25 protein-coding genes and 2 pseudogenes are annotated in these 24,393 nt (G+C 66.8%); 12 read left to right on the forward strand and 15 right to left on the reverse strand.

The window, feature by feature from the left end; translation table 11 throughout:
* Window positions 1-5: 5 nt before the first annotated feature.
* The 4 genes from ACV7NQ_RS14320 to ACV7NQ_RS14335 form a co-directional block, all read right to left on the reverse strand.
* On the reverse strand, window positions 6-1,604 hold the full coding sequence (locus ACV7NQ_RS14320) for an acyl-CoA carboxylase subunit beta (RefSeq protein WP_463360102.1): 1,599 nt from the start codon (window positions 1,602-1,604) through the stop codon (window positions 6-8).
* Window positions 1,601-2,749 (reverse strand): acyl-CoA dehydrogenase family protein, encoded by a 1,149-nt coding sequence (locus tag ACV7NQ_RS14325; RefSeq protein ID WP_463365663.1) that lies wholly within the window; start codon window positions 2,747-2,749, stop codon window positions 1,601-1,603. Before ACV7NQ_RS14325 ends, ACV7NQ_RS14320 begins: the two co-directional genes overlap by 4 nt.
* A gap of 8 nt (window positions 2,750-2,757) precedes the next feature.
* Window positions 2,758-4,473: an acyclic terpene utilization AtuA family protein gene (locus ACV7NQ_RS14330; protein WP_463360103.1), complete on the reverse strand. Its 1,716-nt coding sequence runs from the start codon at window positions 4,471-4,473 to the stop codon at window positions 2,758-2,760.
* A gap of 545 nt (window positions 4,474-5,018) precedes the next feature.
* Entirely contained in the window at window positions 5,019-6,263 is a 1,245-nt protein-coding gene (locus ACV7NQ_RS14335; RefSeq protein ID WP_463360104.1) for an FAD-dependent oxidoreductase, read from the reverse strand.
* Between the two features lie 99 nt (window positions 6,264-6,362).
* On the opposite strand from ACV7NQ_RS14335, the pseudogene ACV7NQ_RS14340 reads away from it, so the two are divergent.
* The 3 genes and pseudogenes from ACV7NQ_RS14340 to ACV7NQ_RS14350 all read left to right on the forward strand — a co-directional run.
* Window positions 6,363-6,485, forward strand: a pseudogene (locus tag ACV7NQ_RS14340) (HTH domain-containing protein); the annotation flags it as partial.
* A gap of 232 nt (window positions 6,486-6,717) precedes the next feature.
* A complete protein-coding gene (locus ACV7NQ_RS14345) occupies window positions 6,718-7,371 on the forward strand; it encodes a helix-turn-helix transcriptional regulator (protein WP_463360105.1) in 654 nt (217 codons plus the stop codon).
* Between the two features lie 209 nt (window positions 7,372-7,580).
* The gene (locus ACV7NQ_RS14350) at window positions 7,581-7,793 is read left to right on the forward strand and encodes a hypothetical protein (RefSeq protein ID WP_463360106.1); all 213 of its coding nucleotides are present in this window, start codon (window positions 7,581-7,583) and stop codon (window positions 7,791-7,793) included.
* Window positions 7,794-7,866: 73 nt separating this feature from the next.
* Here ACV7NQ_RS14350 and ACV7NQ_RS14355 read toward each other — a convergent pair whose 3' ends face one another.
* A complete protein-coding gene (locus ACV7NQ_RS14355; protein ID WP_463360107.1) occupies window positions 7,867-8,436 on the reverse strand; it encodes an SMI1/KNR4 family protein in 570 nt (189 codons plus the stop codon).
* A gap of 96 nt (window positions 8,437-8,532) precedes the next feature.
* On the opposite strand from ACV7NQ_RS14355, the gene ACV7NQ_RS14360 reads away from it, so the two are divergent.
* Window positions 8,533-9,255, forward strand: a complete 723-nt coding sequence (locus ACV7NQ_RS14360) for an IS3 family transposase (protein WP_463360108.1) — start codon at window positions 8,533-8,535, stop codon at window positions 9,253-9,255.
* A 125-nt stretch (window positions 9,256-9,380) separates the two neighbouring features.
* Here ACV7NQ_RS14360 and ACV7NQ_RS14365 read toward each other — a convergent pair whose 3' ends face one another.
* On the reverse strand, window positions 9,381-9,584 hold the full coding sequence (locus ACV7NQ_RS14365; RefSeq protein WP_463360109.1) for a hypothetical protein: 204 nt from the start codon (window positions 9,582-9,584) through the stop codon (window positions 9,381-9,383).
* A gap of 378 nt (window positions 9,585-9,962) precedes the next feature.
* Here ACV7NQ_RS14365 and ACV7NQ_RS14370 point away from each other — a divergent pair, with 378 nt between their 5' ends.
* Window positions 9,963-11,189, forward strand: a complete 1,227-nt coding sequence (locus ACV7NQ_RS14370; RefSeq protein WP_463359367.1) for an IS110 family RNA-guided transposase — start codon at window positions 9,963-9,965, stop codon at window positions 11,187-11,189.
* Window positions 11,190-11,839: 650 nt separating this feature from the next.
* Here the strand turns inward: ACV7NQ_RS14370 and ACV7NQ_RS14375 are convergent.
* On the reverse strand, window positions 11,840-12,433 hold the full coding sequence (locus ACV7NQ_RS14375; protein WP_463360110.1) for a transposase: 594 nt from the start codon (window positions 12,431-12,433) through the stop codon (window positions 11,840-11,842).
* A gap of 58 nt (window positions 12,434-12,491) precedes the next feature.
* Window positions 12,492-12,593, reverse strand: a pseudogene (locus tag ACV7NQ_RS14380) (IS3 family transposase); the annotation flags it as partial.
* Window positions 12,594-13,021: 428 nt separating this feature from the next.
* Here ACV7NQ_RS14380 and ACV7NQ_RS14385 point away from each other — a divergent pair.
* From ACV7NQ_RS14385 to ACV7NQ_RS14400, 4 genes are read left to right on the forward strand one after another with little or no spacing between them, the layout of a single operon-like run.
* Window positions 13,022-13,534, forward strand: coding sequence for a hypothetical protein (locus ACV7NQ_RS14385; protein WP_463360111.1), 513 nt, complete (start codon window positions 13,022-13,024; stop codon window positions 13,532-13,534).
* 25 nt (window positions 13,535-13,559) lie between these two features.
* Window positions 13,560-14,609, forward strand: coding sequence for a fused (3R)-hydroxyacyl-ACP dehydratase subunits HadA/HadB (locus ACV7NQ_RS14390; RefSeq protein ID WP_463360112.1), 1,050 nt, complete (start codon window positions 13,560-13,562; stop codon window positions 14,607-14,609).
* 42 nt (window positions 14,610-14,651) lie between these two features.
* The gene (locus tag ACV7NQ_RS14395) at window positions 14,652-14,996 is read left to right on the forward strand and encodes a hypothetical protein (RefSeq protein ID WP_463360113.1); all 345 of its coding nucleotides are present in this window, start codon (window positions 14,652-14,654) and stop codon (window positions 14,994-14,996) included.
* Complete coding sequence (locus tag ACV7NQ_RS14400; RefSeq protein WP_463360114.1) at window positions 14,975-15,130, forward strand: hypothetical protein; 156 nt, start codon at window positions 14,975-14,977, stop codon at window positions 15,128-15,130. The genes ACV7NQ_RS14395 and ACV7NQ_RS14400 overlap by 22 nt, the downstream gene beginning before the upstream one ends.
* 5 nt (window positions 15,131-15,135) lie before the next feature.
* Here the strand turns inward: ACV7NQ_RS14400 and ACV7NQ_RS14405 are convergent, their stop codons facing one another.
* From ACV7NQ_RS14405 to thiO, 6 genes are all read right to left on the reverse strand, one after another.
* Entirely contained in the window at window positions 15,136-15,900 is a 765-nt protein-coding gene (locus tag ACV7NQ_RS14405) for an adenylate/guanylate cyclase domain-containing protein (RefSeq protein WP_463365664.1), read from the reverse strand.
* Between the two features lie 534 nt (window positions 15,901-16,434).
* Window positions 16,435-17,202: an ABC transporter permease gene (locus ACV7NQ_RS14410; protein ID WP_463360115.1), complete on the reverse strand. Its 768-nt coding sequence runs from the start codon at window positions 17,200-17,202 to the stop codon at window positions 16,435-16,437.
* Entirely contained in the window at window positions 17,202-18,146 is a 945-nt protein-coding gene (locus ACV7NQ_RS14415; protein WP_463360116.1) for an ABC transporter ATP-binding protein, read from the reverse strand. The genes ACV7NQ_RS14410 and ACV7NQ_RS14415 overlap by 1 nt, the downstream gene beginning before the upstream one ends.
* 135 nt (window positions 18,147-18,281) lie before the next feature.
* Window positions 18,282-19,037: a thiazole synthase gene (gene thiG, locus ACV7NQ_RS14420; protein WP_463360117.1), complete on the reverse strand. Its 756-nt coding sequence runs from the start codon at window positions 19,035-19,037 to the stop codon at window positions 18,282-18,284.
* On the reverse strand, window positions 19,030-19,248 hold the full coding sequence (gene thiS / locus ACV7NQ_RS14425) for a sulfur carrier protein ThiS (RefSeq protein ID WP_463360118.1): 219 nt from the start codon (window positions 19,246-19,248) through the stop codon (window positions 19,030-19,032). The genes thiG and thiS overlap by 8 nt, the downstream gene beginning before the upstream one ends.
* The gene (gene thiO, locus ACV7NQ_RS14430; protein ID WP_463360119.1) at window positions 19,245-20,342 is read right to left on the reverse strand and encodes a glycine oxidase ThiO; all 1,098 of its coding nucleotides are present in this window, start codon (window positions 20,340-20,342) and stop codon (window positions 19,245-19,247) included. Before thiO ends, thiS begins: the two co-directional genes overlap by 4 nt.
* Window positions 20,343-20,398: 56 nt before the next feature.
* Here thiO and thiE point away from each other — a divergent pair, with 56 nt between their 5' ends.
* Window positions 20,399-21,124, forward strand: a complete 726-nt coding sequence (gene thiE / locus ACV7NQ_RS14435) for a thiamine phosphate synthase (RefSeq protein ID WP_463360120.1) — start codon at window positions 20,399-20,401, stop codon at window positions 21,122-21,124.
* A 99-nt stretch (window positions 21,125-21,223) separates the two neighbouring features.
* On the opposite strand, the gene ACV7NQ_RS14440 is transcribed toward thiE, so the two are convergent.
* Window positions 21,224-21,940 carry an NUDIX hydrolase gene (locus ACV7NQ_RS14440; protein ID WP_463360121.1) on the reverse strand — a complete coding sequence of 239 codons (717 nt, stop codon included), beginning with the start codon at window positions 21,938-21,940 and terminating at the stop codon, window positions 21,224-21,226.
* Between the two features lie 115 nt (window positions 21,941-22,055).
* Here ACV7NQ_RS14440 and ACV7NQ_RS14445 point away from each other — a divergent pair, with 115 nt between their 5' ends.
* Window positions 22,056-23,426: a hypothetical protein gene (locus ACV7NQ_RS14445; RefSeq protein WP_463360122.1), complete on the forward strand. Its 1,371-nt coding sequence runs from the start codon at window positions 22,056-22,058 to the stop codon at window positions 23,424-23,426.
* On the forward strand, window positions 23,423-24,391 hold the full coding sequence (locus ACV7NQ_RS14450) for a glutamate ABC transporter substrate-binding protein (RefSeq protein ID WP_463360123.1): 969 nt from the start codon (window positions 23,423-23,425) through the stop codon (window positions 24,389-24,391). The genes ACV7NQ_RS14445 and ACV7NQ_RS14450 overlap by 4 nt, the downstream gene beginning before the upstream one ends.
* Window positions 24,392-24,393 lie beyond the last annotated feature (2 nt).

Genomic DNA, 24,393 nt, shown 5'->3' on the forward strand with positions numbered 1-24,393 from the left:
GGGCCTCACATTCGGAAGACGCCGAAGCCATCGGCGCCCTTGATCGGAGCATTGTGAATGGCCGACAAGGACATTCCCAACACCGTGCGGGTATCGCGGGGATCGATGACGCCGTCGTCGTAGAGGCGTCCGGACATGAACATCGCCAGCGACTCGGCCTCGATCTGGGCCTCGATCATGGCGCGCATCCCGGCATCGGCGTTCTCGTCGAACGGGAGCCCCTTGGCCTCGGCGGCCGCCCGTCCGACGATGGAGATCACCCCCGCCAGCTGCGCACCGCCCATGACGGCGGATTTAGCACTCGGCCAGGCGAAGACGAAACGCGGATCGTAGGCACGGCCACACATGCCGTAATGCCCTGCACCGTACGACGATCCCATCAGCACCGAGATGTGCGGCACCTTCGAGTTGGAGACCGCGTTGATCATCATCGCGCCGTGCTTGATGATGCCCTTCTGCTCGTATTCCTTGCCGACCATGTAGCCGGTGGTGTTGTGCAGGAACAGCAGCGGCGTGTTCGACTTGTTGGCCAGCTGGATGAACTGGGTCGCCTTCTGCGATTCCTCGGAGAACAGCACCCCGCGCGCGTTGGCCAGGATGCCGACCGGATACCCGTGCAGCTCGGCCCAACCGGTGACCAGGCTGCTGCCGTAGAGCGGCTTGAACTCGTCGAAGTCGGAGCCGTCGACGATGCGGGCGATCACCTCGCGTGGGTCGAACGGGATCTTCAGGTCCGGCGGGACGATGCCGAGCAAATCGGCCGGGTCATACAGCGGTTCGATCACCTCGGCGCGCGGTGCGGGCCCCTGCTTTTTCCAGTTGAGCCGCCTGACGATGGAACGCCCGATGCGGATCGCGTCCTGCTCGTCGAGCGCGTAGTAGTCGGCGAGACCCGAGACCCGCGCGTGCATGTCGGCGCCGCCGAGCGATTCGTCGTCGGACTCCTCACCCGTGGCCATCTTGACCAGCGGTGGGCCACCGAGGAAGACCTTGGAGCGTTCCTTGATCATCACCACGTGGTCGGACATGCCGGGGATGTAGGCGCCACCGGCGGTCGAGTTGCCGAAAATCAGTGCGATGGTGGGGATTCCGGCCGCCGATGCCTTGGTGAGATCGCGGAACATGCGGCCGCCCGGAACGAAGACTTCCTTCTGCGTCGGCAGGTCCGCGCCACCGGATTCGACCAGCGAGATGACCGGCAGCCGGTTCTCCCGGACGATGTCGTTGATGCGCAGCGTCTTTCGCAGCGTCCACGGGTTCGAGGTGCCGCCGCGCACGGTCGGATCGGGCGCGACGATCATGCATTCGACGCCTTCCACGATGCCGATGCCCGCGATGGTGCTTGCGCCGACGTGGAATTCGCTGCCCCAGCCAGCGAGCGCGCACAGTTCCAGGAACGGCGAGTCCTCGTCGAGCAGCAGTTCGATGCGTTCACGCGCGGTCAGCTTGCCGCGCTTGCGGTGCCGGGCCAGCTTTTCCGGGCCGCCGCCGGCGATCGCCTTGGCGAACTCGGCCTCCACCTCGGTGAGCTTGGTCGTCATCGCCTCCGCGGCCGCCTGGTATTCCGGTGAGCCGGTATCCAGGGTGGTGCGCAGGGTGGTCATGACTGGTACCCCAATCGCTTTGCCGCCAATCCGGTGAGGATCTCCGTGGTGCCGCCGCCGATGCCGAGAATGCGCATATCGCGGTACTGCCGCTCGACCTCGGATTCGCGCATGTAGCCCAGTCCCCCGAAAAGCTGCACGGCCTGGTTGGCCACCCACTCGCCCGCCTCGACGGCGGTGTTCTTGGCGAAGCACACCTCGGCGATCAGGTCGGTCTCGCCATTCGCGCTGCGCTGCGCCACATCGCGGGTGTAGACCCTGGCCACGTCGATGCGGCGGGCCATTTCGGTGACCGTGTTCTGCACGGACTGCCTGCTGATCAGCGGACGGCCGAAGGTTTCCCGGTCGCGGACCCATTGCAGGGTGAGGTCGAGGCAGCGCTGGGCGCTCGAATACGCCTGCACCGCAAGGCCGACGCGCTCGCTGACGAACGCGCCCGCGATCTGGAAGAAGCCGGAGTGCTCCGGACCGACCAGGTTCTCCACCGGCACCCGCACGTCCACGTAAGACAGCTCTGCGGTGTCGGAGGCCAGCCAGCCCATCTTCTCCAGCTTGCGGCTGACCGTGAAGCCCGGCGTGCCCTTCTCCACGATCAACAGCGAAATCCCGGCGGAGCCGGGGCCGCCCGTGCGCACCGCGGTGACCACGAAGTCGGCGCGGACACCGGAGGTGATGTAGGTCTTGGCGCCGTTGACGATGTAGTGGTCGCCATCGCGACGTGCGGTGGTGGTGAGGTGGCCGACGTCGGAGCCGCCGCCCGGCTCGGTGATAGCCAGCGAGCCGATCTTCTCTCCGGCCAGCGTTGGCTTGGCGAAACGCTCGATGTGGTCGGCATTGCCCGAGGCGATGATGTGCGGCACCGAGATTCCGCAGGTGAACAGCGAGGCGAACAGGCCGCCGGAGGCGCCCGCCTGGTGCAGCTCCTCGCAGACGATCATCGCGTCGATGCCGTCACCGCCGCAACCGCCCGCGGACTCGGGGAATTGGATACCGAGCAGGCCCAGCGCACCGGCCTTCTTGTGCAGTTCGCGAGGGATCTCCCCGACGCGCTCCCACTCGTCCAGGTACGGGAGGACCTCTCGCTCGGCGAAACCCCGCACGGTGGCGCGCAATTCGCGCCGCTCGGGCGTGTTCCAAGGACTCACCGCAAAACTCATGGCAACAGCTCCAATGGAATTTCGATGTGACGCGAGCGCAGCCATTCGCCGAGCCCCTTGGCCTGTGGGTCGAAACGGGCCTGGTAGGCGACGCCCTGACCGAGCAGACCTTCGATAATGAAGTTCACCGCACGCAGATTCGGCAGCACATGCCGGGTGACGGTCAAAGCCGCGGCCTCCGGCAGGAGTTCCTGTAACCGCTCGACGGTGAGCGTGTGCACCAGCCAGCGCCACTGCTCGTCGGTGCGCACCCAGACGCCGATATTGGCATTGCCGCCCTTGTCACCGCTGCGGGCCAACGCGATCGTGCCCAGCGGAACGCGGCGAGTTTCGTTGGCGGGCAATGGCTCCGGAAGTTCCGGCTCGGCGACATCGGCCAGTGCCAGCGTGTCCGAGGCGGGGTCGACATCGACTCGGGTACCGCCGGGCAACACCGCGGTATGTGGCACCTCGGTCGAATCCACGTATCCCGGCGTGTACACGCCGTACGGAGAACCGTTGCCGGGCAAAGAGGTAAAGTTCGTGCCGGGGTAGCTGGCCAACGCCAGCTCGACGGCCACATTCGAGAACGCGCGCCCCACCTTGTTCGGATCCGGGTCGCGGACCACGCAGCGCAGCAGCGCGCTGGCCTGCTCCTCGGTCTCCGCGTCCGGCCGGTCCAGCCTGGCCAGCGTCCAGCTGAGTTCCGCGGGCCGCACCGGCAGCCAAGACTCCAGCTGACGCTGCGCCAGTGCGGCTTTCGCCTCGATATCCAGTCCGGTGAGCACGAATTCCATCTCGTTGCGGAAGCCGCCGAGGGTATTGAGCGACACCTTCAGCCGCGGCGGCGGCGCCTCACCGGCGACCCCGCTGATCAGCACGCGGTCGGGTCCGTCCTGGCCGAGCTCGATGCTGTCGAGCCGCGCCGTCACATCCGGCCCCGCATAGCGGGCGCTCTGGATCTCGTACATCAGCTGCGCCTCGACGGTGTCGACGGTGACCGCGCCGCCGGTGACCGCGTGCTTGGTGATGACACTGCTACCATCCCTGCGGATTTCGGCGATCGGGAAGCCGGGGCGGCCAAGATCGGGCAATTCGGTGAAGAACGCGAAGTTGCCGCCGGTGGCCTGGGTGCCGCACTCGATGACGTGCCCTGCCACCACCGCGCCCGCGAGCTGGTCGTAATCGGTTCGCGCCCAACCGAAATGCGCGGCGGCCGGACCGAGTACCACCGACGCGTCGGTGACCCGACCGGTGACGACGATGTCCGCGCCCGCGTTCAGGCACTCGACGATGCCCCAGCCACCGAGGTAGGCGTTGGCGGTGAGGGGCGCGCCGAGGCCGAGTCCACCGGCCCGTGCCAGCAGGTCGTCGCCTTCGACGTGCGCGACCTTGGCTTCGAGCCCCAGATCGGCGGCCACCTTGCGCAGCCGATCGGCCAAACCGGCCGGATTGAGTCCGCCCGCGTTCGTCACGATCTGCACATTGCGCTCGAGCGCAAGGCCGAGGCACTCCTCGATCTGCTTGACGAAGGTCTTGGCGTAGCCGAGGCTCGGATCCTTCATTCGGTCGCGGCCGAGGATCAGCATGGTCAGCTCGGCGAGATAGTCGCCGGTGAGCACGTCGAGCTGCCCGCCTTCGAGCATCTCGCGCATAGCGCTGAGCCGATCACCGTAGAACCCGGAACAGTTGCCGATTCGGATCACATCCGGGTCGGCGGCCAGCAAACTCATCAGCTGGAAGGCCCTCCTGTGCGGCGAACCGTCCCGGCGCCGCCGCGTTGCCGCACCGGTGAAGTCCGCGTACCGGAGACCAGCATCACATCAGTTCAAGAAAAAAGCAAGCACGCGTGCTTGTTAATTGTCAGAGGCATCAGGGTTTCGGGGCGAAGTCCGGTGTCGATTCTCGGGCGTCGGGCGAATTCTCAACTGAAGTGGCGAAGTCGTGGCGAGTTTTCACCTGAAGTGGCGAGGTTGTCGAGGATGATTCTCGGTGCTGGAGCGACAAGTAGGGCAGTTGAGGGCTGTTTAGGCCTTCGAGGCGGTCTTCGTCACCGAGGCCGGTGTGGAGTGACGGGTGCCGTGGGAGTGGCTGCCGGAGGTGGTGGGCGAGTTACAGCGGCCGGTGCGATCGTTTCCCTCGTATCGAGGTCAGCGGAACTTTCCGGGTTGGTATTGAGACCGGTGTCCGCACCGTGCAGCGGATGCGGGCGCGTTACCGCGAGCATGGCCTGTGGGGGTTGGTGGACACCCGATGGCCAGGTGGTGTCCGCGAGGTGTCAGCGCCGGTGTCTGAGTCGGTTGGCGGCGGCCAGGATGGGGGTGGCTGCGGCCGTGGCGGCTGCTCCAAGCGGGGTGTCGGTGGCCAGTATCCATCGGACGGTCTTCATGGCCAGGGTCAGGACTTCGCTGCCGCGGAAGCGCGCATCGGCCTCGAACTGGCTGATGGCCACGGTGAGGGTGGTGGTGTCGGCGGCGACCTCACACAGATGCTCCACCAGGCTTGCGGCATCGCGGATGGCGGCACCAGCTCCCATGCCCGCGGTCGGCGGGGTCGCGTGGACGGCGTCGCCGAGCGCGGTGATGGGTCCGGCCGGCCACGGGGCGAGGTCTTGTACCCGGGTCGAGGCCGCATTGAACCGGAACGCGGCCACACTGTCCGGGTCGGCACGGGCGATCACCTCGAGTGGGCGTTCGCTCCATCCCTGTCGGCGAAACCTGGCCAGCAGCGCGGTCTGTAGCGCGGCACCGCGAGTGTCACGCATCGAGTCGGTATCGGCGGACTCGGGAAACATGGCGCCCCAGATGTAGGTGGGGCCGGTCGTGACCGCCGCCCGAAGATCGGGTGCGTCGAGTACAGCGTTACCCACCGGGTCGAGGAAGCCGACGTAGAGTGCCGCACCCCGAGGGCCGATCGCCAGCCCCGACCGCGGTCCGAGCCGATGTCGCTCTACCGGGCTGAGGTCGTTGACGGAGGTCCTCCCGGAAAAGCCGATGATGCCAGTGGGCGCATTGGTGGGGCCGCCGGCCAGGTGACGGGCCACCAGCGAGTGTGTACCGTCCGCACCCACCAACAAATCACACTGAACAGGTGACTCGTCGGCGAACATCACCAGCGGTGTCCCGTCCTCGGCGCGGCCGATCTCGGTGACGGCTCGGCCCAGATGGAGATCGTCGCCGACCGCCTCAGCCAGAAGGGTCCGCAGGGTAATGCGGTCGATGTCCACGCTGGGATCGCCGCTGAGGTTTGGACCGTGGCCCAGCAACCGACCGCGCCGGTCCCAGAATGCGTCCGGATCCCGCAGCCGCAGCGCTGATGCCGACGCCAGCAGCCGTTCGAAGATCTCCGGCGCGACGAGCTCCCGCAGTGCTGACTGTGCTCGACCGTCGAGCGTGATGTGGTAGCCCCCGGTCGCTGCCACGTCGGTGTCGCGGTCGAAGACCGCCACGTCGAACCCATGACGACGCAGGCCGGCGGCCAGCGCCAAGCCACCGATCCCGCCTCCGACGATGATGATGCGCATCCTAATTTCGGCTCCTCTTACTGATGTCGGACAACCTTCGGGTGTGACATTGCCACCGGTAGTGGACATAGAGTGGCCACTATCAGACATGATGTGACGGTGGCCGATACCTCACGGCGGGCGCTGCGATTGCTGTCGCTGCTCGCCGCACGCCGACGCTGGTCGCTGAGCGAGCTCGCCGCCGGGCTCGACGTCAGCGAACGCACCGTCCGGCGCGACATCGAGACACTGCGGCTGCTCGACTACCCGGTCACGACCGTCCACGGTCCGGCCGACGGCTACGAACTGGGCGCCGGTCACGCGCTGCCGCCGCTGCTGTTCGACGACGAGCAGGCTCTGGCCGTCGCGGTCGCTCTGCAGACCGCCCCCCGGCACTGTCTTCGGCCTCGGACAGGACGCTGCCCGGGCACTGGATACCCTCAAGCAGGTGATGCTGGCCAGGCTGCGGGCGGCCATGGAGTCACTGCAGCTGACCAGGCTGCAGAATTACTGGGAGTTCCCGGCGCCACCCATCGCCTCGGGTGCGCTGAAGGTTGTGGGCCGCGCGGTACGCCACCACCACGTGCTCGTCGTCGAATCGCTGCGTGCCGACGGCACGCGCCCCGATCCTCGCGATGCCGATTTCACCCCTCCACGCCGCATCGAGCCTCACCACCTGATCGTCTGGGCCGGACGGTGGTACCTGGTCGCCTATGACCACGCAGACAGCACCTGGCGCGTGCACCGCGTCGACCGCCTTCACCTCCACACTCCGCCCGGCACCCTGTTCACCCCCAGAGACCTCCCAGGCAGCGACGTCGCCCACTTCGTCATGACCAGCCACGACCGAGGCGATACCCCCGCCGCGTGGCAATGCACAGGAACCGCACGCCTGCACCTGGCGGTGGAGACGGTGGCCCGCTGGGCGCCCGGTGGATCAGTCGTCGAGCACCTCGACCCCCATCACTGTCGCCTCACCATCGGAGCCTGGTCCTGGGCCGGTGTCGCAGGAATCTTCGCCACCTTCGACACCGACCTCACCGACGTGGAACCACCTGAGTTGGTCGAAGCCTGCCGCTGCCTCATGAAGCGGTGGAAGACCATAGCGAGCACCACCTCTGACAAGTGAGGCTCGACAACCAATCTCATAAACGGTCCCCAACCGGACACCGACTTCAACGCACCACGGTGAGTGCACACGAGTTCAGACATCCGTGCAAACGACTCCGGACATGACATCAGCTCATTGCCGGTTTTTCGCGCTATATCCGACCGAAAATTCGTCTCTGGCGCGTTTTTCAAGTAGGTGGCGCGGATCTGGCGCGGTTTCTCACGTAAATGGCGCATGACGCCTCGGTGCTGGGACAGGTAGGGGGTTGTATTGAGCAGATGGGTTGCGCCGCCGACGAATTCGAGGCGGTGTTCGTCACCGGTGGCGGTGTCGAGCGGCGGGTGCCGTGGCGGTGGCTGCCGGAGGTGGTCGACGAGCTGGAGCGGCCGGTGAGGTCGTTCCCGTCGTATCGCGGGCGGCGGGCGTGCAGCAATCCGTAGTCGCCCGCTGTGATCGTGACGTCGGCGGCCCGGTACGCGGCCGCGCGCCGACAGGCGATGACGTCCCGGAACTTCACGCCCAGGGATCGACACCGAGCGTCGCCAGCCGCTCCTCCTCGCGCACGGAGACGAACCGCATCGCGGTGACCGTCGGCCAGAAGCCCGCGTCGAACGGCGCGGGGGGATTCTCCCCGAACGCGGTGAGCAGCAGCCCGACCATTCCGGGCGGGAACTCGACGAAGCCGTCGGCTTCGAACGACCCCCCCTCCCATACTGCAACGGGCCACTGCTCCGGATCGCCGCCGCGCGTGCTCCAGAAAAACGCGTTCTCGTTCCCGTCCTCACCCCAGCACAGCAGACTCCCGGGCTCCGGCCACGCCGGATACGGGCACTCGGTCTCCAGCAGCCAGTCCTCCGAGGGAGTGTTCATGACGGGCTGCCCGCGCCGGATGTCCGGCGTTCCCGGTTGCAGCACCACCAGCTGGTCGCTGATGGTGCCCGTTCCGTACACGTCGACGAACTTCCGGTAGTCCGACGGGAAGTCCGTACCCCAGCGGGCTCGTACGGCGTCCCAGTCCACCGGCGCGTCCGGCGCGGCGGGCGGCGGCATACGCCGCAGCAGCTCGGACAGGTGCTCGCTCACGGGATCTCCAGATCGTTCCATCACGAAATGCTTGCGCCGCATGGTAGCCGCCCCTCGTGCGCCCCTTCATCGGTCGGGGCGCACGAGGGACAGCAGGTGTTTGTTCTGTTGACCGCAGAGCGCGGCGCCGGCAGCTGGCAGGTGTCGGACAACACGATCGCGGCGATCATGGCCGAAAAAGGTTGGGCGGCACGCAAAGTCAAACGCCGGCGTGGGTTGACCCGGCCTGGGAGACGGCCGGTGGCACCGGATCTGGTGCGCCGCCAGTTCACCGCCGTCGCCCCGGACGTGCGCTGGTGCGGCGATGTCACCGAAATCTCGACCGAGGAGGGGAAACTGTATCTAGCCTCGGTGGAGGACGGGTTCTCGGGCCGACTGCTCGGGTATGCGACCAGCGCCCATCATGATGCTGAATTGTCTTGTGCCGCACTGCGGATGGCGGCTACAACCCGTGGCGGCGCCGACGCCGTGGACGGGGTGATCTTCCACAGCGACCGTGGCAGCGAATACACCGCCGCAGTGTTCAACCGGCTGTGCCGCGGCCTCGGGGTGGTGCAGTCGATGGGCCGAGTGGGATCGGCCCTGGACAACGCCGCCGCGGAATCGTTCAACTCCACCCTGAAGGTCGAGTTCGTCCACCGCTTCCACACCAGGGCCGAGGCCAGGCTGAAGATCGTCACCTGGATCACCGGGTTCTACAACCTGACCCGCCGCCACTCACTGTGCGGCGGACTGTCCCCGACCGACTACGAGACCCACATGGCCGCCGTCCGAGCGGCCCACACTCACACGGCCCCGTCACGAGACGAGGCCGCATAGAGAACCCTCCACACTTCGAGAGGATTGACACCCGACAATCCGCCACTTCAAATGAGAAAAGATGACCAATGACAACCCCACCCCCAACTGGCGCACCCCAGGTCAACCCCCAACACCCCGCCACATCAAACGAGAACCGACACGAGACCGAGGAAGTCCCGGTTCCACAACGCCATCGTGCGTAGCCGTCGCTCCTCCGCATCGCCGCTGCGCGAGATCGGCTGCCAGTTCTCCGGAATTCCTCCCAGCGCGGGTGAACCGGCGGCCCCGAACTCCAGCGGCCACTTCTCCAGCATTCCGGCGATCTGCCCGTCATCGAGCTGCGTCATCCGCCGTCTTCATCCCTGACTCTTCGAGCAGTTGCTGGAATATATCAAGCGCTGGCGGGTCCCCGGGGTCCGGCGCTCGATGGTATGGAGACTCCGGAGTTCCACGACCTGATCGGCGACACCGAGCGCCGCACCCTAATGGGAGCTACCCGGTCGGTCGGTAGGGCAGACTCGGTGCCGGTAGCCCCGGCAGGTGAGCACTTACGCACCCTGAGCTTCGAGTTCTTGTGTCAGACCGTGCCCCTGCCGGTGGCCGGGAGCGAAACAACTTATGGGATGTCGTGCCCACCAACACCTTTGGTGTGAGCACTGGTCCATTAGGGCGCTGGGTCTCCCGTCGGCTGCTGATGACCGAACCGGCAGATTCAGGAGCACACGATGCTGTTCGTCGGAGACGACTGGGCCGAAGATCACCATGACGTGGAGGTGCAGGACGAACAAGGCAAGACCCTGAAGGCAGCCAGGCTACCCGAGGGCGTCGAGGGCATGACCCGGCTGCATGAGCTGATCGCCCGGTTCCTGCCACAGGATTCCGATCCCGGGCAGGTGCTGGTGTGCATCGAGACCGACCGCGGCACGTGGGTGCGGGCGCTGGTCGCGGCCGGCTACCAGGTGTACGGGGTCAACCCGAAAACCGCTGCCCGTCATCGGGAACTGCTGTCGCTGTCGGGCGCCAAGGACGACAAGGCCGACGCGAAGACCCTGGCCGACATGCTGCGCACCCGCCGCCACCAGCTGCGTCAGGTCGCCGCCGATTCCGACGAGGCCGCGGCGGTCAAGGTCGCCGCCCGCGCGCATCAGACGTTGATCTGGGAACGCACCCGGCACATGCTGCGGCTGCGCACGGCGCTGCGCGAGTACTTCCCGGCGGCACTCGAGGCCTACAAGCCGCTCGGGCTCGCCGGTGCCGACACCCTCGAACTGCTGGGCAAGGCCGCCGATCCCGCCACTGCGGCACGGTTGACGATCGGCCAGATCACTACCGCGCTCAAGCGGGCACGACGCCGCGATATCCCCGCCAAGGCCGCCGCGATCCAGGCGGCGCTGCGCGGTGAGCACCTGGGCCAGGCCGAGATCGTGGCCGGCGCCTACGCGGCATCGGTCCGCGCGACGGTCGCGGTCCTGCGCACCCTCAACGAGCAGGTCAAGATCCTCGAGGGCGAGGTGGGGTCGTGTTTTGGCCGGCACCCGGACGCTGAGGTCTACCTCAGCCAACCCGGCATGGGCGTGATCACCGGCGCCCGGGTGCTTGCCGAGTTCGGCGACGCCGATGGCCGTTACGCCGACGCCAAATCCCGCAAGAACTACGCCGGCACCGCCCCGATCACCCGCCAGTCCGGCAAGACCAAAACCGTCCACGCCCGGTTCGTCCACAACGATCGGCTCGTCGACGCCCTGCACATGCAGGCCGGTGCGGCGATCCTGCACGACCCCGGAGCGCGCGCCTACTACGACGAGCTACGAGCCCGCGACATGAACTACAACGCCGCTCTCCGCCAGCTCGGCAACCGGCTCGTCGGCATCCTGCACGGCTGCCTGAAAACCAAGACTCCCTACAGCCAGCAAGCGGCCTGGTCACACCGCCACCAGCACCTCGCAGCTTGAATTTCCTTGACACCCAAGCTCCTGGGATGTCTGACACCGCTGTTCTGGTCCAACCCCTACGGCCGGTTCCGACTCGACATGAACACCCGCTTGGATCTCACCCTGGAACGGGTTGCGGGCTGAGAGGTTCCCGCTGTCGTCGGGTTGACCAGGATCAGTGGTATTTCCCATTGGCGACCGGTCTGCTTGTACTCCCACACCGTCGAGATGGTGGTCCAGCTCGTGGGCTACGAGCCGGGCCAGACCATAGTGGTAGTCGGTGCTGTCAGACGGGAACGACCGCGCGGCCCGCGCCGTGGGATATGCCGGAACTGATCATGCTGACCCTGTTGGCGGTTTTGTGCTGGGTTCGGTTGGTGAGCAAACGTAGAGTTCGTTATCGATCGTCGCCCAAGTTTGGCTCCTACCCATGTACTTGCACTGGTCGATGTCCGACTTGAGGTAGAGACCCCCTACGCAGTGGGTGACAGCCGAAATAATCCCCTGATTCGAGCTGTACTCAACGCAGTCGGGCGCTGGCTCGAGATCCTCCGCCTGGGCAACGGCTGTACCGCCCCACAGCAACGGCCCTGCGACCAACAGGCCACCAAAGATCCTCTTCAGCACAAAAACTCCTCTCGCAGCGAACTGAACCGCCTTTCTTGCCGGCTTCATGGTTGAGTCATCACCGGCTGGGATGGCTGTTGTTGAGCGTAATGGAGGGCCTCGAATTCCTCGGGTGGGACGTCCCCAAGGAGGCTGTGCAGCCGCCGATTGTTGTACCAGTCGACCCATTCCATCGTCGCGTACTCGACATCGTCGAGTGACCGCAACGGGCCAGTGAGAAACGGGCTGCCCTCGGCGAGGGCTTCGGTCTTGAACAGTCCGATCGTCGACTCCGCCAAAGCGTTGTCATAGGCATCACCGACGCTGCCGATCGACGCTGCGATCCCTTCCAGAACAAGGGTTTCCGAGAAGGCGACAGACGTGTATTGCTCAGGTCCGGCGTCGCTGTGGTGGATCAACCCTTCGGCGACCGTGTGACCGTCGTGGTCGCGCCGCCACAACGCCATCTTCAGCGCGGTGGTGACCATGGCGGTGTCCTTGATCGTGGCCGCGTGCCAGCCCACTATCGCGTGGGAGAAACAGTCGATCACGAACGCCATACACGAAACCCATCCACGTCGGCACGTAAGTAAAGTCGGTGACCCACTTACGATTTGGCTCCACTGCGGTGAAGTCGCGGTCGACCAGGTCCGGGGCACGGCGATGCCCCTTACCTTCCCCAGGGATCGTGGTGCGGTGTTTGCCGCCCCTGACCACCCCGGACAGGCCTTCGTCGCGCATGAGCCGATCGACGGTGCCGATGCCCACCTGGTGGCCCTGACGACGCAGATACGGGGTCATCTTGCGGCGCCCATACATGGACTCCGGCGTGCTGATAGTCGCGCGCAAAGCATCGGTCAGATACGCGTCGGCGACCGTCCGCGCCGAGGGCCCGGCGGTTTTCCAGTTCCGATACGTGCGTCCGGCGACCTGCACGCCCTGCTCGGTGAGCACGCGATCGGATCGACCCGGTAGCCTTGTACACGCATCTGGTCGATGAACTCACAGATCAACGGCGGCGCGGGTCGATCTCCCGCGCGAAGAATGGCAAATCCGCGACGACGCAACGGATTCGGTATCCACGGCGGGCGCACCACTGCCGTCGGGTAATCAACAGTCGATGAGTTCCTGAGTTCTCCTACTCTCTCGGTCTCCCCGCTTCCTGCCTGGACCAGGCGCCACCATCTTTCCCCCACGCTGTCACGGCTTGCTGACTTAACCTCATTCCGGCCGATCGGGTTGCGGCTGTGCTGACAGATCTTCTCGGGCAAGCACTGTCGACAACCGATGAACCAGCCAAAGGTGAGCGGATAGCGCTGCTCCCCCTCGCCCAGCTGTCCGTCGGCGACGTCCCCGGGCTTCGCCCGCCGGAGGGGGCGGATGTCCTCCAGGTGCTCTGGTGTCCGTTCGAGCACTCGCCGGAGAACATGCCGCGCACGGAGCTGTTCTGGCGGACCGCCGGCGAGGTCGCCGAGGTGCTGGAGACGCCGCCGGATCCGATCGCCGTCCAGTCCGAGAACTACCTACCGGCGCCCTGCCTGCTCCACCCGGAGCAGATCACCGAGTACCCGTCGCCGCTGGAGCTGGACGTGGAGCTCAGCGAGGAACTGGAGGAATGGGGTACGGAGCAGAGGGCCACCGACGATCCCTACTACGAGATGGAGGAGACCTACTACTCCAACGAACTCTCCGTGGCCCCCGGCTGCAAGGTCGGCGGATGGGCGGAATTCGGGGCTGCGGGCGCCGATTACGATGTCTGAGGAATCTAAAGCGAGGAGCGGCTTGATGGAAGCAACATTCGATGTGGCCGCGCTGGTGGGGCATCGCTATCGTGCTGATGACTATTACGAGGTCGGCCGGGAGAAGATCCGCGAGTATGCGCGCGCAGTGCAGGATTTCCATCCCGTGCACTGGAGCGAGGACGCTGCCAGCGAGCTCGGATACGCTGGTTTGGTCGCGCCGACCACGTTTGTCTCGATCGCCGCGATGCTGGCCAACCGTAGGCTCTTCGAGACTGTCGTCACCGGTTACGACGTGTTCGTGCAGACCGATCAGGTCTTCGAGCTGCACAAGCCGGTGGTCACCGGTGACCGGTTGGTCAGCGATGTCGAACTCGCTTCGGTTCGCCGTGTAGCAGGCAAGGATCTGCTCACCATCAAGAACACCTTCATCGACCAGATGGGCCAGGTCGTGCAGATCATGCACACGACCGTCGTCGGCATCACCGGCGAGGATGTCGCCGCCGGAATCAGCGACACGATCGAGCGCGTGGTCATGCACGGCATCGAAATACCCTCCCGAGCCGCAACCGCGGCTCAGGAGGGCGTCGCGACGAACGGGAAAATCGAGACGAACCCGATCCTGGCGACCAGTCCGAGCCTTTGCGGGGTCGCCCGAACGCGAGTCCCCCACACCGCAATCCGTTTCGAGGACATCACCGTCGGTGACGAACTTCCTCCTCGGATCACGCAGCTCACGCGGGGTGACCTGGTGAACTACGCCGGTGTAGCCGGTGACGCGAACCCGATCCACTGGCACGACGACGTCGCTGCACTCACGGGGCTCCCTGACGTGATCGCGCACGGCATGCTCACCATGGGTCTCGGGGCAGGATTCGTCACCGGGTGGCTGGGCGACCCAGGCGCCATGACCAGGTACGGGGTTCGGCTCTCGAACTACACCGTCGTCGACGCCCGATCTGTCGGGAGCGTCGAGTTCACCGGACGCATAAAGTCGATCGACCCCCAGACCAGGACTGCTGTCGTCGTCATCGTCGCAAAATCCGCCGGACGCAAGATCTTCGGCCTCGCCACCGCGGATGTTCTCCTCGCGTGAAGCCTCCGGCACGCAAGCGGATCAGACGCTGACACAGGGGTCTTGTCTGAATATCTCGTGGAGTTCGGTCATACCGACAACTGGAGATTCCTACAAGCGCCGTTGAACCAGCGGAAGACCACCAGAGCCGAGCGAATGCGGTCGAGCACCGATCTCGGCCTGCTGGTGCTGCCCGAGGCGGTCACCGTCGCCGAAGTGCTCTGCGACCTGGACTGGCGCCGTCACGTCGCGATGGTCGACAACAGCTCCGATCTCGCTCTCTTCTACCACCGAATCGGCCGCCGGCTCGGACAGTCCCGAAGGTTCTCCCAGGACATGGCCTGGGGCGCAGAAGCCACAAAATCGAACAGAGCAGAATGGGCGGAATGTCGTCCAACGTCGCTGTGATCATCCTGCTTGCTCTTGCCGGATTCTTGATCGGCGGGGCGTACTCCACCTGGAAGACCCTCCGCCCGCTCTCGATCGCATTGGGCGTGTGCGCCGTCCTCGCGGCGGCGGGCGCGATCGCCTGGTTGAGTTAGCCGGTTCAGTTCTCCGATAGCTGGAAGATCCGTAGATCCTCCGGAACACCGCTCAGCGGGGCCGCGAAGAAGCTGCGTCGATAGCGCTTGACCGCGTAACCCAGTTCTTCCAGCGTCTCGGGCTGCAGCGACCGCAGCGTCGCCTCCGACAGCATGGTGTTGCCGTTGCCGCCCGCCTCCATCACCCGTGCGGCGATGGTTACGTCGACGCCGAGCCAATCGCCGCCGATCTCGCGCGGTGAGCCGGTGTGCAGCCCGACGCGCATCTGCGGGCGGTAGCCGCGCACCTCGACCTCGGCCAGGTTGCGCTTGGCGCGTGCGGCGGCGCGCAACGCGCGGTCGGCCGAGGTGAACACGGCCATCACACCATCACCCATGCGCTTGACCACGTGACCGCCACGGTCGGCGATCGGCGGCTCGATGGCCTTCGCGACCACCCGCAATAGTTCCAGCGTCGCCTCATCACCGGCCGATAGCGACCAACTGGAGAACGCCACCAGATCGGTGAACATGATAGTTACTTCTTGGCTACCTCTACCGCGGCCGACTCGCTCCAACATTGCCTGCCAGACCTGCAGTGCGCCGAAGCCGATCTCGCGGGCCGCGCTCGGTGTGTCACCGACCAGTTTGTCCGCGGCGCGCGCCACGGCTCGAGCACCGCCCGGACCCGAAACCGACAGTGGGTCACCGAAAGCCGGGTCACCGGGAAGCTGTTCGCGCGCCCTGCGCAGTGCACCGATCAGGTCCGGTCGTTGATTCGCGGCATTCATCAGTGCGGAAAGCTGCCCCCGGCGAAATCCCGGCGCCGGACGACGCGGAGAACCGTCCGCGCCGGCAGGTACCAGCGGTATGGCCACCTCGGGCGGAACGCCGCCGATGCCCTCCGGCGCCGACCCGGAATCAGCACCGCCGGAAGGTGTTTCACTCACGCACCGAGCGTATCTCAGCCGGCCTACCGTCGGCGGGTTGCTTATTGTCGCCACCTGCCACCTCTCGATCGGACGGAGCGGGCACTACATTGGGCCGCCGATGGATAACGTGTTGGTTGCTGCGACCGATGCTACCCGCGTTTTCTACGAATGGAAGCGTCCTATTTCACAGTTTCCGGGATGTTCACAAGCGGCCCGAAATGCCGGGAAACGAGACCACCGGCCCGGTGTGGAGGGGATCCACACCGGACCGGTGGCTGCACCGTCCACCGGGCAGTGGCAGGCGGTGAAAGGGGGCGCGCATACCTCCCGACAAGGCGCGCACCCCACACCCGAGTGGCGAGGGAGGGCTACTCGGGCAGCTCTGGCTCTCGGCTAAGCGTCGCGCTGGTTCAGCGCGACCAAGGCCGCGCCGTAGACGATCGCGACGAAGGCGGTGAAGTAGATCAGGCTGCCCCAGGGACCCCAGTGCCAGTTACTACTACCGGTGCCGTTCGAGACCGACAGGAAGTGGCTGGCGTTCTGGAAGGGCAGGAATGGACCGACGTTGCGGCCGAAGCTGCCGAAGGCGCTCAGCAGCGGCTCGATCAATAGCGACCACAGCACCACGATCGAGATCGCGGCGGCCGACTGCCGCACCAGCACGCCGACGCCGATGGCGTATGCGATGAACAGGAAGGCGTAGATCGGAATGCCGTAGACCGCGCGCCACTGCCCGTCCAGGGACAGATTCGCTCCGGGCGCCGAGCCGCCGATGGCCTTGGCCACCCCGATGGCGAGGAAGGCGAGGACCGTGGTGAGCAGCGCGCCGTAGATACCGACCAGCGCGGTCTTGGTCAACAGAACCTTGGTGCGATTCGGGGTCGCCTGGAACGTCGTCCGGATGACACCGAAGCGGTATTCGCTGGTCACCGTGAGTGCCGCCATGATCATCAGCACCATCACGCCGAAACCGACCACGCCCGCGGTCGCGGTGCTGATGTCGAGTGTCGGTGTGCCATCGGCGGGCTGGTCACCCGAGGACTTCACCACCAGCGAAAACAGTGCGGAAAGGCCGAGGGCGAGCACGACAACGATGGCCGAGCACCACCAGGGCGACCTGGTCGAGGTGAGCTTGATTCGTTCTGCTGCCAGCACGCCCATCAGAGCGCACCTCCCATCACCTGGTCGAAGCCTTCGGCGTGGTACTGCACCGCGCCGCCGGTCATCCGCATGAACGCCTCCTCGAGCGAAGCACGTTGCGGCGCAAGCTCGAAGAGCGTGATGTCGTTGGCAGCGGCGAGTTTGCCGACGTCGTCGCTGGTCACTCCCGCCACCACCAGTGCGGGGCCATCCTTACCCTCGCCGTCCTCACGCACGGTCATACCGTTGGAAGTGAGCACGCTGCGCAACTGTTCGAGCTGCGGACTGCGCACGCGCACAGACGATTCCGAGGCGCGTTCGATGAATTCCTGAGTGGTCGTATCGGAGATCAGTCGACCCTTGCCGATCACGACGAGGTGCTCGGCGGTCTGCGCCATCTCCGAGAGCAGGTGGCTCGACACCAGCACGGTGCGACCCTCGGCGGCCAGCCGCTGCATGAACCGGCGGATCCACAGGATGCCCTCCGGATCGAGGCCGTTGACCGGCTCGTCGAACAGCAGCACCTGCGGATCGCCGAGCAGGGCGCCGGCCAGGCCGAGCCGCTGCGACATACCGAGCGAGAAACCGCCCGCGCTCTTGCCCGCCACCTCGGACAGGCCGACCAGACGCAGCACCTCGTCCACCCGGGACGCGGGGATGTCGTTGGAAGCGGCCAGCCACTGCAGATGGGCGCGCGCCGAACGATTCGGATGAACCCACTTGGCATCCAGCAGCGCGCCGACGGCCCGGAGCGGATGGTCCAGCTCGTGATACGGCTTGCCGTTGATGAGCGCGGTGCCCGCCGTGGGCTTGTCCAGCCCCAGGATCATCCGCATCGTGGTCGATTTACCGGCGCCGTTGGGTCCAAGGAAGCCCGTCACCTGTCCAGGGCGAACAGTGAAGGAGAGATCCTGAACCGCGATGGTCTGCCCGTAATGCTTGGTCAGGCCTCTCAGTTCGATCATGGCCACCAGCATTCGGCAAAATGGCATTGCGCGCGTCACCACAAGGTGTCGAGTCGGATCATCCTCGAGGATGACCTCGACCCCGAGGCCCCTGCGTATGTTCCCTTAGGGCATCGACAACAGGGCGTTCAACATTCATACGGCCGGGGACGAAGCCTGGGCCCAGAAGCGCTTGGGGATGCGGCCCGCCTGACGGGCCAGGTGGCCGGCGCGGACGGCGTCTGCCATGGCGGTAGCCATCAGCGCTGGGCGTTGGGCCCTGGTCACGGCGGTGGCCAGCAGGACCGCCGAGCAGCCGAGTTCCATGGCGAGAGCCGCGTCGCTCGCGGTGCCGATGCCCGCGTCGAGGATGACCGGGACGCCCGCTGCGGCGACGATCATTGCGATGTTGTGCGGGTTGCCGATGCCGAGGCCGGTGCCGATCGGGGCGCCGAGCGGCATCACCGCGGCGCAGCCCGCGTCCTCCAGTCGTCGCGCCAGGATCGGATCGTCGGTGGTGTAGGGCAGCACCACGAAACCGGCGTCGACCAATTGTTCCGCGGCAGTGAGCAATTCGATGGCATCGGGCAGCAGGGTGCGCTCGTCGGCGATCACCTCGAGCTTCACCCACTTGGTGTCGAGCGCCTCGGCGGCCAGTTCTGCGGTGAGCACCGCCTCGGCAGCGGTGCGACAGCCCGCCGTGTTGGGCAGCGGCATGATGTCCAGGCGCTTCAACAGATCGAGCACGCCGGTGCCGCCCGCCGAGTCCACCCGGCGCATAGCGACCGTGGTCAGCTCGGTGCCCGAGGCGATCAGCGCCTCCTCCAGTACGGCGAGGTTGTCGGCGCCGCCGGTGCCCATGATCAGCCGGGAACCGAACTGCCTGCCCGCGATCTCGAGTGCGTCAGCCACCCTGAACCGCCGTGAGCACCTCGATGTTCCAGCCCCGGCCCACCGGTTCGTCCCAGCGGGATTTGGGGAACACCGCACCGTCTACCGCCAGCGCCACACCCTGAGACGGCAGGTTCAAGCGGGTGAGCAGCTGACGCACCGTCAGCGATTCGGCGAACTCGTGGTCCTCGCCGTTCACGGTGACACCGATCGGGATTGCTGTCGCGGTCATCGAATTCCTCCTACGGATGACGAGAGAGAAGGCGCGCCCGGCGCCGAAAAGCGTTGCGGGTCAGCGGCTTCCGCGTCGGCCAGCACAGTGCCGTCGAGCAGGCTCGACACCGCGTCGACGGTCAGCGGTACGGCGAGCATGCCGTTGCGGCCGTGTCCGGTGGCCGCGACGACGCGGTCGGTAAGCCTGCCGATCAGCGGCAGGTTATCCGGGGAGCCCGGCCGGGAACCCGCACTGGCCTCGGCCAATTCGTATTCGCCGATGCCGGGCAGTATCGCCTCGGCATCCGCGATCAGGTCGCGTACTCCGGCCACGGTCACTGCGGTATCGAATCCGGCCTCGTATTGTGTTGCGCCGACCACGATTCCGTCCGCACGTGGCACCACGTAGACGGCCCTGCCGTGCACCCGGGCCCGGATCACTCGATTCGGCGGCGCAGCCGCGCCGGGTCGGTGCCGCAGCCGGAGGATCTCGCCCTTGACCGGCCGGACGGGCAGCTGCGGCCACAACCGCGCGGACGCGGCGCCCGCCGCGAGCACGATCTGGTCGTGCGGCAGCGTGTCGAGGGATTCGACCGATTCGGCACGCACCGCAACCCCGGCCGCCGCGCCTGCCTTCCGCAATGCGTCGAGCAGCTGACGATTGTCGATGGCGGGCTCGGCGGGTGCGAGCAGACCGGCGCGCACGGTGCGGGCGAGCGCGGGTTCGAGCGCACGCACACCGGCCCGATCCAGCACGCGCAGGTCGTGGCCGCGGCCGCCGACCCACTCGGCCACCGTGCGCAGGTCCGCGGCGTCGGCACCGTCCAGCGCGACCGTGAGTGTCTCGTCGGCCACGAACACCGAGATCCCGGTTTCGGCCTCGATACGTTCGGCGAATTCCGGCCAGCGGGCCAGCGAGGCCGCGCCGAACGCGAGGACCCGGTCCTCCCCCGGCCAGCCTTCCGACAGTGGTGCGAGCATGCCCCCGGCGACCCAGGAGGCGCCGGATCCGACGGCCGGGTCGAACAGGGTGACCGACCATCCCGCCGCCGCGGCCCGCCAGGCCACGGCGAGTCCGATGGCGCCGCCACCGACGACGGCCAGAGTCCGCATCAGTTCCACCTACCTCCTATTCGCATCCCCACGGTAGCGCGGCTACGGTCGAGGGCGTGCATCCCTCCCACCCGTACCGCTCCATATCTCCTCGAGAGCGTCTGGCAACCGCGCGGCTTTATCTGTGCACCGACGCTCGCCGGGAGAAAGGCGATCTGGCGAAGTTCGCCGAGGCGGCACTCGCCGGCGGCGTCGACATCATTCAGCTCAGGGACAAGGGCTCACCCGGCGAGGCCGAATTCGGCCAGCTCGAGGCCAAGGCGGAGCTCGGCGCGCTGGCCGAACTCGAGACGGTGACCCGCAGGCACGGTGCGCTGCTCGCGGTGAACGATCGGGCCGATCTCGCGCTCGCGGCGGGCGCCGATGTGCTGCATCTCGGTCAAGGCGATCTACCGCCCTCGCACGCGCGCCGCATCCTCGGACCGGACGTGGTGATCGGACGCTCCACCCACAATCGCGCGCAGGCCGGGCTGGCCACCATCGACGAGAACATCGATTACTTCTGCACCGGTCCGGTGTGGACGACCCCGACCAAACCGGGCCGTCAGGCCGCGGGTGTGGATCTGGTGCGCTCCACCGCGGACGCGCATCCGACCCTGCCCTGGTTCGCGATCGGTGGCGTCGACACCGACCGCCTGCCGGAGGTGCTCGCGGCGGGAGCCGACCGCGTGGTCGTCGTGCGGGCGATCACCGAGGCGCGTGATCCCGAAGCCGCGGCCCGTGGACTCAAGGCCGCGTTGCTCGAAAACGCCCAGGCCGGAACGCGCCGCGCGCTTCCGTAACCCAACCAACCTGTTGTTTCTGCCATTGGCAGCACGGATCGGCGAATCACGTGGGGGCGCCCGGGATTCGGCCTGGACGCCAGAATCTGACGTGCCGTGTCAGGACAGCACTTGGACGCGGGTGAGCGAGAGAATTGGATCCGTCGCCGCGGCGATATCGACCGTCGAGCGTGGATCGGAGACATCGTCCACAGCGGCCGCGTCGACCAAACTCCCGTCGACGATCCTGGCAAAACCGCCGGGGCCTGCGGGATCGGCGTGCAGCCAGACGAAACCTTCGCCGGCCAAGTCGACGGTGCGCGGCAGCGCGGCCGCGACGGCGGGGGCGTCCGCGACATCGTCCAGGCAGACGCGCGCGGGTGCCGCGCGCAAGGACCGCCAGGACGCCGCAAACCCGGGATGCAGCGGACGGGCGTCGACCTCGTCCTCGGGAACCCATACCAGCGCGGCACTCTCGCGGTTGAGGCTGGTCGGCAAGGCCGTGACGGCGTCCGCGACCACGGTCGTATAGGTCCAGCCGCTCACTGCCGACGCGGTGACACGCTCGCCGCGCACGCGAATGTCGCTGGGATTGATACCCGCTTCTTCCCATGCCTCCCGCACCGCCGCATGCACCGGGGTCTCGTGGCTGTCGCGGGCGCCGCCGGGCAGCGCCCAGGTGCCGCCCTGATGACTCCACAACGCGCGATGCTGCAACAACACCGCAGAACCACCGCCCGCGAGCGGCGCTCGCAGCAACAGCCCGGCGGCGCCGAAGCGGCCCCAGTGCCGCAAGCCGTCCGGGTCGCGCGACCAACCGTCACCGTCACCACGCATCTGCAACCCATTCTCATCCAGCCGTGACGGGGGTGTTTCATACGCCACGGCGCCGGTAAGACCACAATAAACTCCGACGAGGCGCGTAATATGCGCCCCAGACCGGGAGGTGGACATGGCTCGCACCGAGCAGGCGACGGCCGTGCCGACGCCATCGGTCGTCGCCGAGCCGGCACGAAAGCATCTCGGCGCAGTGCGCGCCGCTGCCGTGCGGGAGCAGTTCGACCCAGCTAATCTGCGCTCGTTCGCGAACTCCTCGCCGGGCCGGCTCATCGCCATCGGACTCGTGCTGATCGGCCTGTGCCTGGCGGCGGGCACCGTGGCCGCGGCGACCGTCAGCGATCGCCAGCAGGCACTCGACGTGCTACTCAATGACACCGAGCCGAACGCGCAGTCCGCACAGAGCGTCTATACCTCGCTATCCATCGCGGACGCCGCCGCCAGCACCGCGTTCATCGCGGGCGGGGTGGAACCGGAGGCCGTGCGGGATAGATATAGTCAGGCGCTCGGCGAGGCGACCGCGGAACTGGTGACCCAGTCCGGCCTTCCGGCGCAAACCAACGACCCCGACACTCGGCTGCGAACGGGTATCGCCACCGGCTTGCCCGTCTATTCGGGTTTGATCGAGACCGCGCGGGCGAACAATCGCATCGGATACCCGGTCGGCGCAGCGTATTTGAGCGAGGCATCGAATCAGATGCAGACGATCCTGCTGCCGATGGCCCAGGAACTACAGGACCACCGGTCAGGGGCGGTCGACGCGGCTCAGCGCCACCACGTCCAGCCGCCGTGGCCCGCGATCGTGCTGCTGATGCTCGCGCTGGGCGGATTGGTCTGGGCGCAGGTCGAACTGGCCAAGCGGTGGCACCGGGTGGTCAATCCCGGACTACTGCTCGGCGCCGGCGCGATGCTGATCCTGTTAGCGTGGACCGTGATTGCCGGGTCCATCTCGGCCGCGGCGATGATCAGGGAGCGGGACGGCGCCGCGGTGCCCGCCTCCCGGTTGACCGAGAGCCGGATCCTGACCCAGCAGGCGCGGTCCGCGGAAACGCTGAAGCTGGTGCGCCGCGACGCCACCGGTGACTACGACCGCACCTACGACTCCAGCATCGCTCGCCTCGGCGAACTGCTCGACGGTTATCCGACACATGCGCCCGCGACCAGCGAGGTGGCGAATGCCCGTATCGCACTGGCACGTTGGCGCGTGGCGCATCAGCGGATGAACGAAACCCTGGCGCGCGGCGACTTCGTCGGCGCCGCCGCAGTGGCGACCGGTCCCAGCGCCGCAGATGCCGCCGCGCAGGTGGACGCGCTGGACAAATCGCTCGGCCAGGCCCTGGCCCAAACCCGGGATACATTGCGCAACAATATTTCCCAAGCGGCCAGGGTACTCGACTTCCTCGCTCCCGGCGCGCTGGTGCTCGGCATTCTCGCCGCGGGCTGGGTCGGTCTCGGTATCTGGCCCCGGCTCCGGGAGTATCGATGAACGCGACCCGCGGCATCCTCGCCGCCACCCTTGTTGCCCTCGCCTTCGTCGGCGGCTGTTCCAATCAATCCGCCCCACCCACCGCCCCGAAGACGGTCCGCTATACCGAGCCGCCGCTGCCCGCCAAAGTCATTCCAGTGCTGACGGATTCACCGATCACGCCGCAGGTCGAACCGCAGTGCGGCGATCCGACCGCCAGCCTGCGGCCCACCGGCGCGGGCGGGCCGACCATCGACGCCATCCGGGCCCGCGGCAGGCTGGTGGTCGGGCTGGATGCCGGCAGCAACCTGTTCAGCTTCCGTGATCCGGTCAGCGGCGCCATCGTAGGCTTCGACGCCGATATTGCCAGGGAGGTCGCCCGCGATCTGCTCGGCAGTCCGGACCAGATCGAATACCACAGCCTCGGTTCGGCCGACCGAGAGCAGGCGCTGCAGGATCACACCGTCGATCTGGTCGCCAAGACCATGACAATCACTTGTGAACGGCGGCAGAAGGTTACGTTCTCGACGGTATACCTGAGCGCCAACCAACGGGTGCTCGCGATGAAGAATTCGGGCATCAACGGCATCGGCGATCTGGCGGGCAAGCGGGTCTGCGTGGTCCGCGGCACCACATCGCTGGACCATATTCGCCACGAGCAGCCCGGCGCGACCATTCTCACGGTGCCGACCTGGGCGGATTGCCTGGTGGTTTTGCAACAGCGGCAGGTCGACGCGGTGAGCACCGACGACGCAATCCTGGCCGGACTTGCCGCGCAGGACCCCTACACCGACGTGGTCGGCGGCAGTATCAGCGTCGAGCCGTACGGCATCGGAATTCCCAAGGGCAACGACGATTTGGTGCGCTTCGTGAACGGGACGCTCGAGCGGATCCGGGCCGACGGCACCTGGAATCGGATCTATCGGCAGTGGCTGACCGTTCTCGGTCCGCCGCCTACGCCCCCGGTGCCGAATTACCAGGACTGACC

The organism is Nocardia sp. Tas62D01, from assembly GCF_055232035.1.

Excerpts from the sequence above, each read along its gene's own strand:
- ACV7NQ_RS14320 (WP_463360102.1), bottom strand. The coding sequence starts at position 1,604 with ATGACCACCCTGCGCACCACCCTGGATACCGGCTCACCGGAATACCAG.
- ACV7NQ_RS14330 (WP_463360103.1), bottom strand. The coding sequence starts at position 4,473 with ATGAGTTTGCTGGCCGCCGACCCGGATGTGATCCGAATCGGCAACTGT.
- ACV7NQ_RS14335 (WP_463360104.1), bottom strand. The coding sequence starts at position 6,263 with ATGCGCATCATCATCGTCGGAGGCGGGATCGGTGGCTTGGCGCTGGCC.
- ACV7NQ_RS14345 (WP_463360105.1), top strand. The coding sequence starts at position 6,718 with ATGGAGTCACTGCAGCTGACCAGGCTGCAGAATTACTGGGAGTTCCCG.
- ACV7NQ_RS14350 (WP_463360106.1), top strand. The coding sequence starts at position 7,581 with ATGGCGCATGACGCCTCGGTGCTGGGACAGGTAGGGGGTTGTATTGAG.
- ACV7NQ_RS14365 (WP_463360109.1), bottom strand. The coding sequence starts at position 9,584 with ATGACGCAGCTCGATGACGGGCAGATCGCCGGAATGCTGGAGAAGTGG.
- ACV7NQ_RS14370 (WP_463359367.1), top strand. The coding sequence starts at position 9,963 with ATGCTGTTCGTCGGAGACGACTGGGCCGAAGATCACCATGACGTGGAG.
- ACV7NQ_RS14390 (WP_463360112.1), top strand. The coding sequence starts at position 13,560 with ATGGAAGCAACATTCGATGTGGCCGCGCTGGTGGGGCATCGCTATCGT.
- ACV7NQ_RS14400 (WP_463360114.1), top strand. The coding sequence starts at position 14,975 with ATGTCGTCCAACGTCGCTGTGATCATCCTGCTTGCTCTTGCCGGATTC.
- ACV7NQ_RS14405 (WP_463365664.1), bottom strand. The coding sequence starts at position 15,900 with ATGAATGCCGCGAATCAACGACCGGACCTGATCGGTGCACTGCGCAGG.
- ACV7NQ_RS14410 (WP_463360115.1), bottom strand. The coding sequence starts at position 17,202 with ATGGGCGTGCTGGCAGCAGAACGAATCAAGCTCACCTCGACCAGGTCG.
- ACV7NQ_RS14415 (WP_463360116.1), bottom strand. The coding sequence starts at position 18,146 with ATGATCGAACTGAGAGGCCTGACCAAGCATTACGGGCAGACCATCGCG.
- thiS (WP_463360118.1), bottom strand. The coding sequence starts at position 19,248 with ATGACCGCGACAGCAATCCCGATCGGTGTCACCGTGAACGGCGAGGAC.
- thiO (WP_463360119.1), bottom strand. The coding sequence starts at position 20,342 with ATGCGGACTCTGGCCGTCGTCGGTGGCGGCGCCATCGGACTCGCCGTG.
- ACV7NQ_RS14440 (WP_463360121.1), bottom strand. The coding sequence starts at position 21,940 with ATGCGTGGTGACGGTGACGGTTGGTCGCGCGACCCGGACGGCTTGCGG.
- ACV7NQ_RS14445 (WP_463360122.1), top strand. The coding sequence starts at position 22,056 with ATGGCTCGCACCGAGCAGGCGACGGCCGTGCCGACGCCATCGGTCGTC.
- ACV7NQ_RS14450 (WP_463360123.1), top strand. The coding sequence starts at position 23,423 with ATGAACGCGACCCGCGGCATCCTCGCCGCCACCCTTGTTGCCCTCGCC.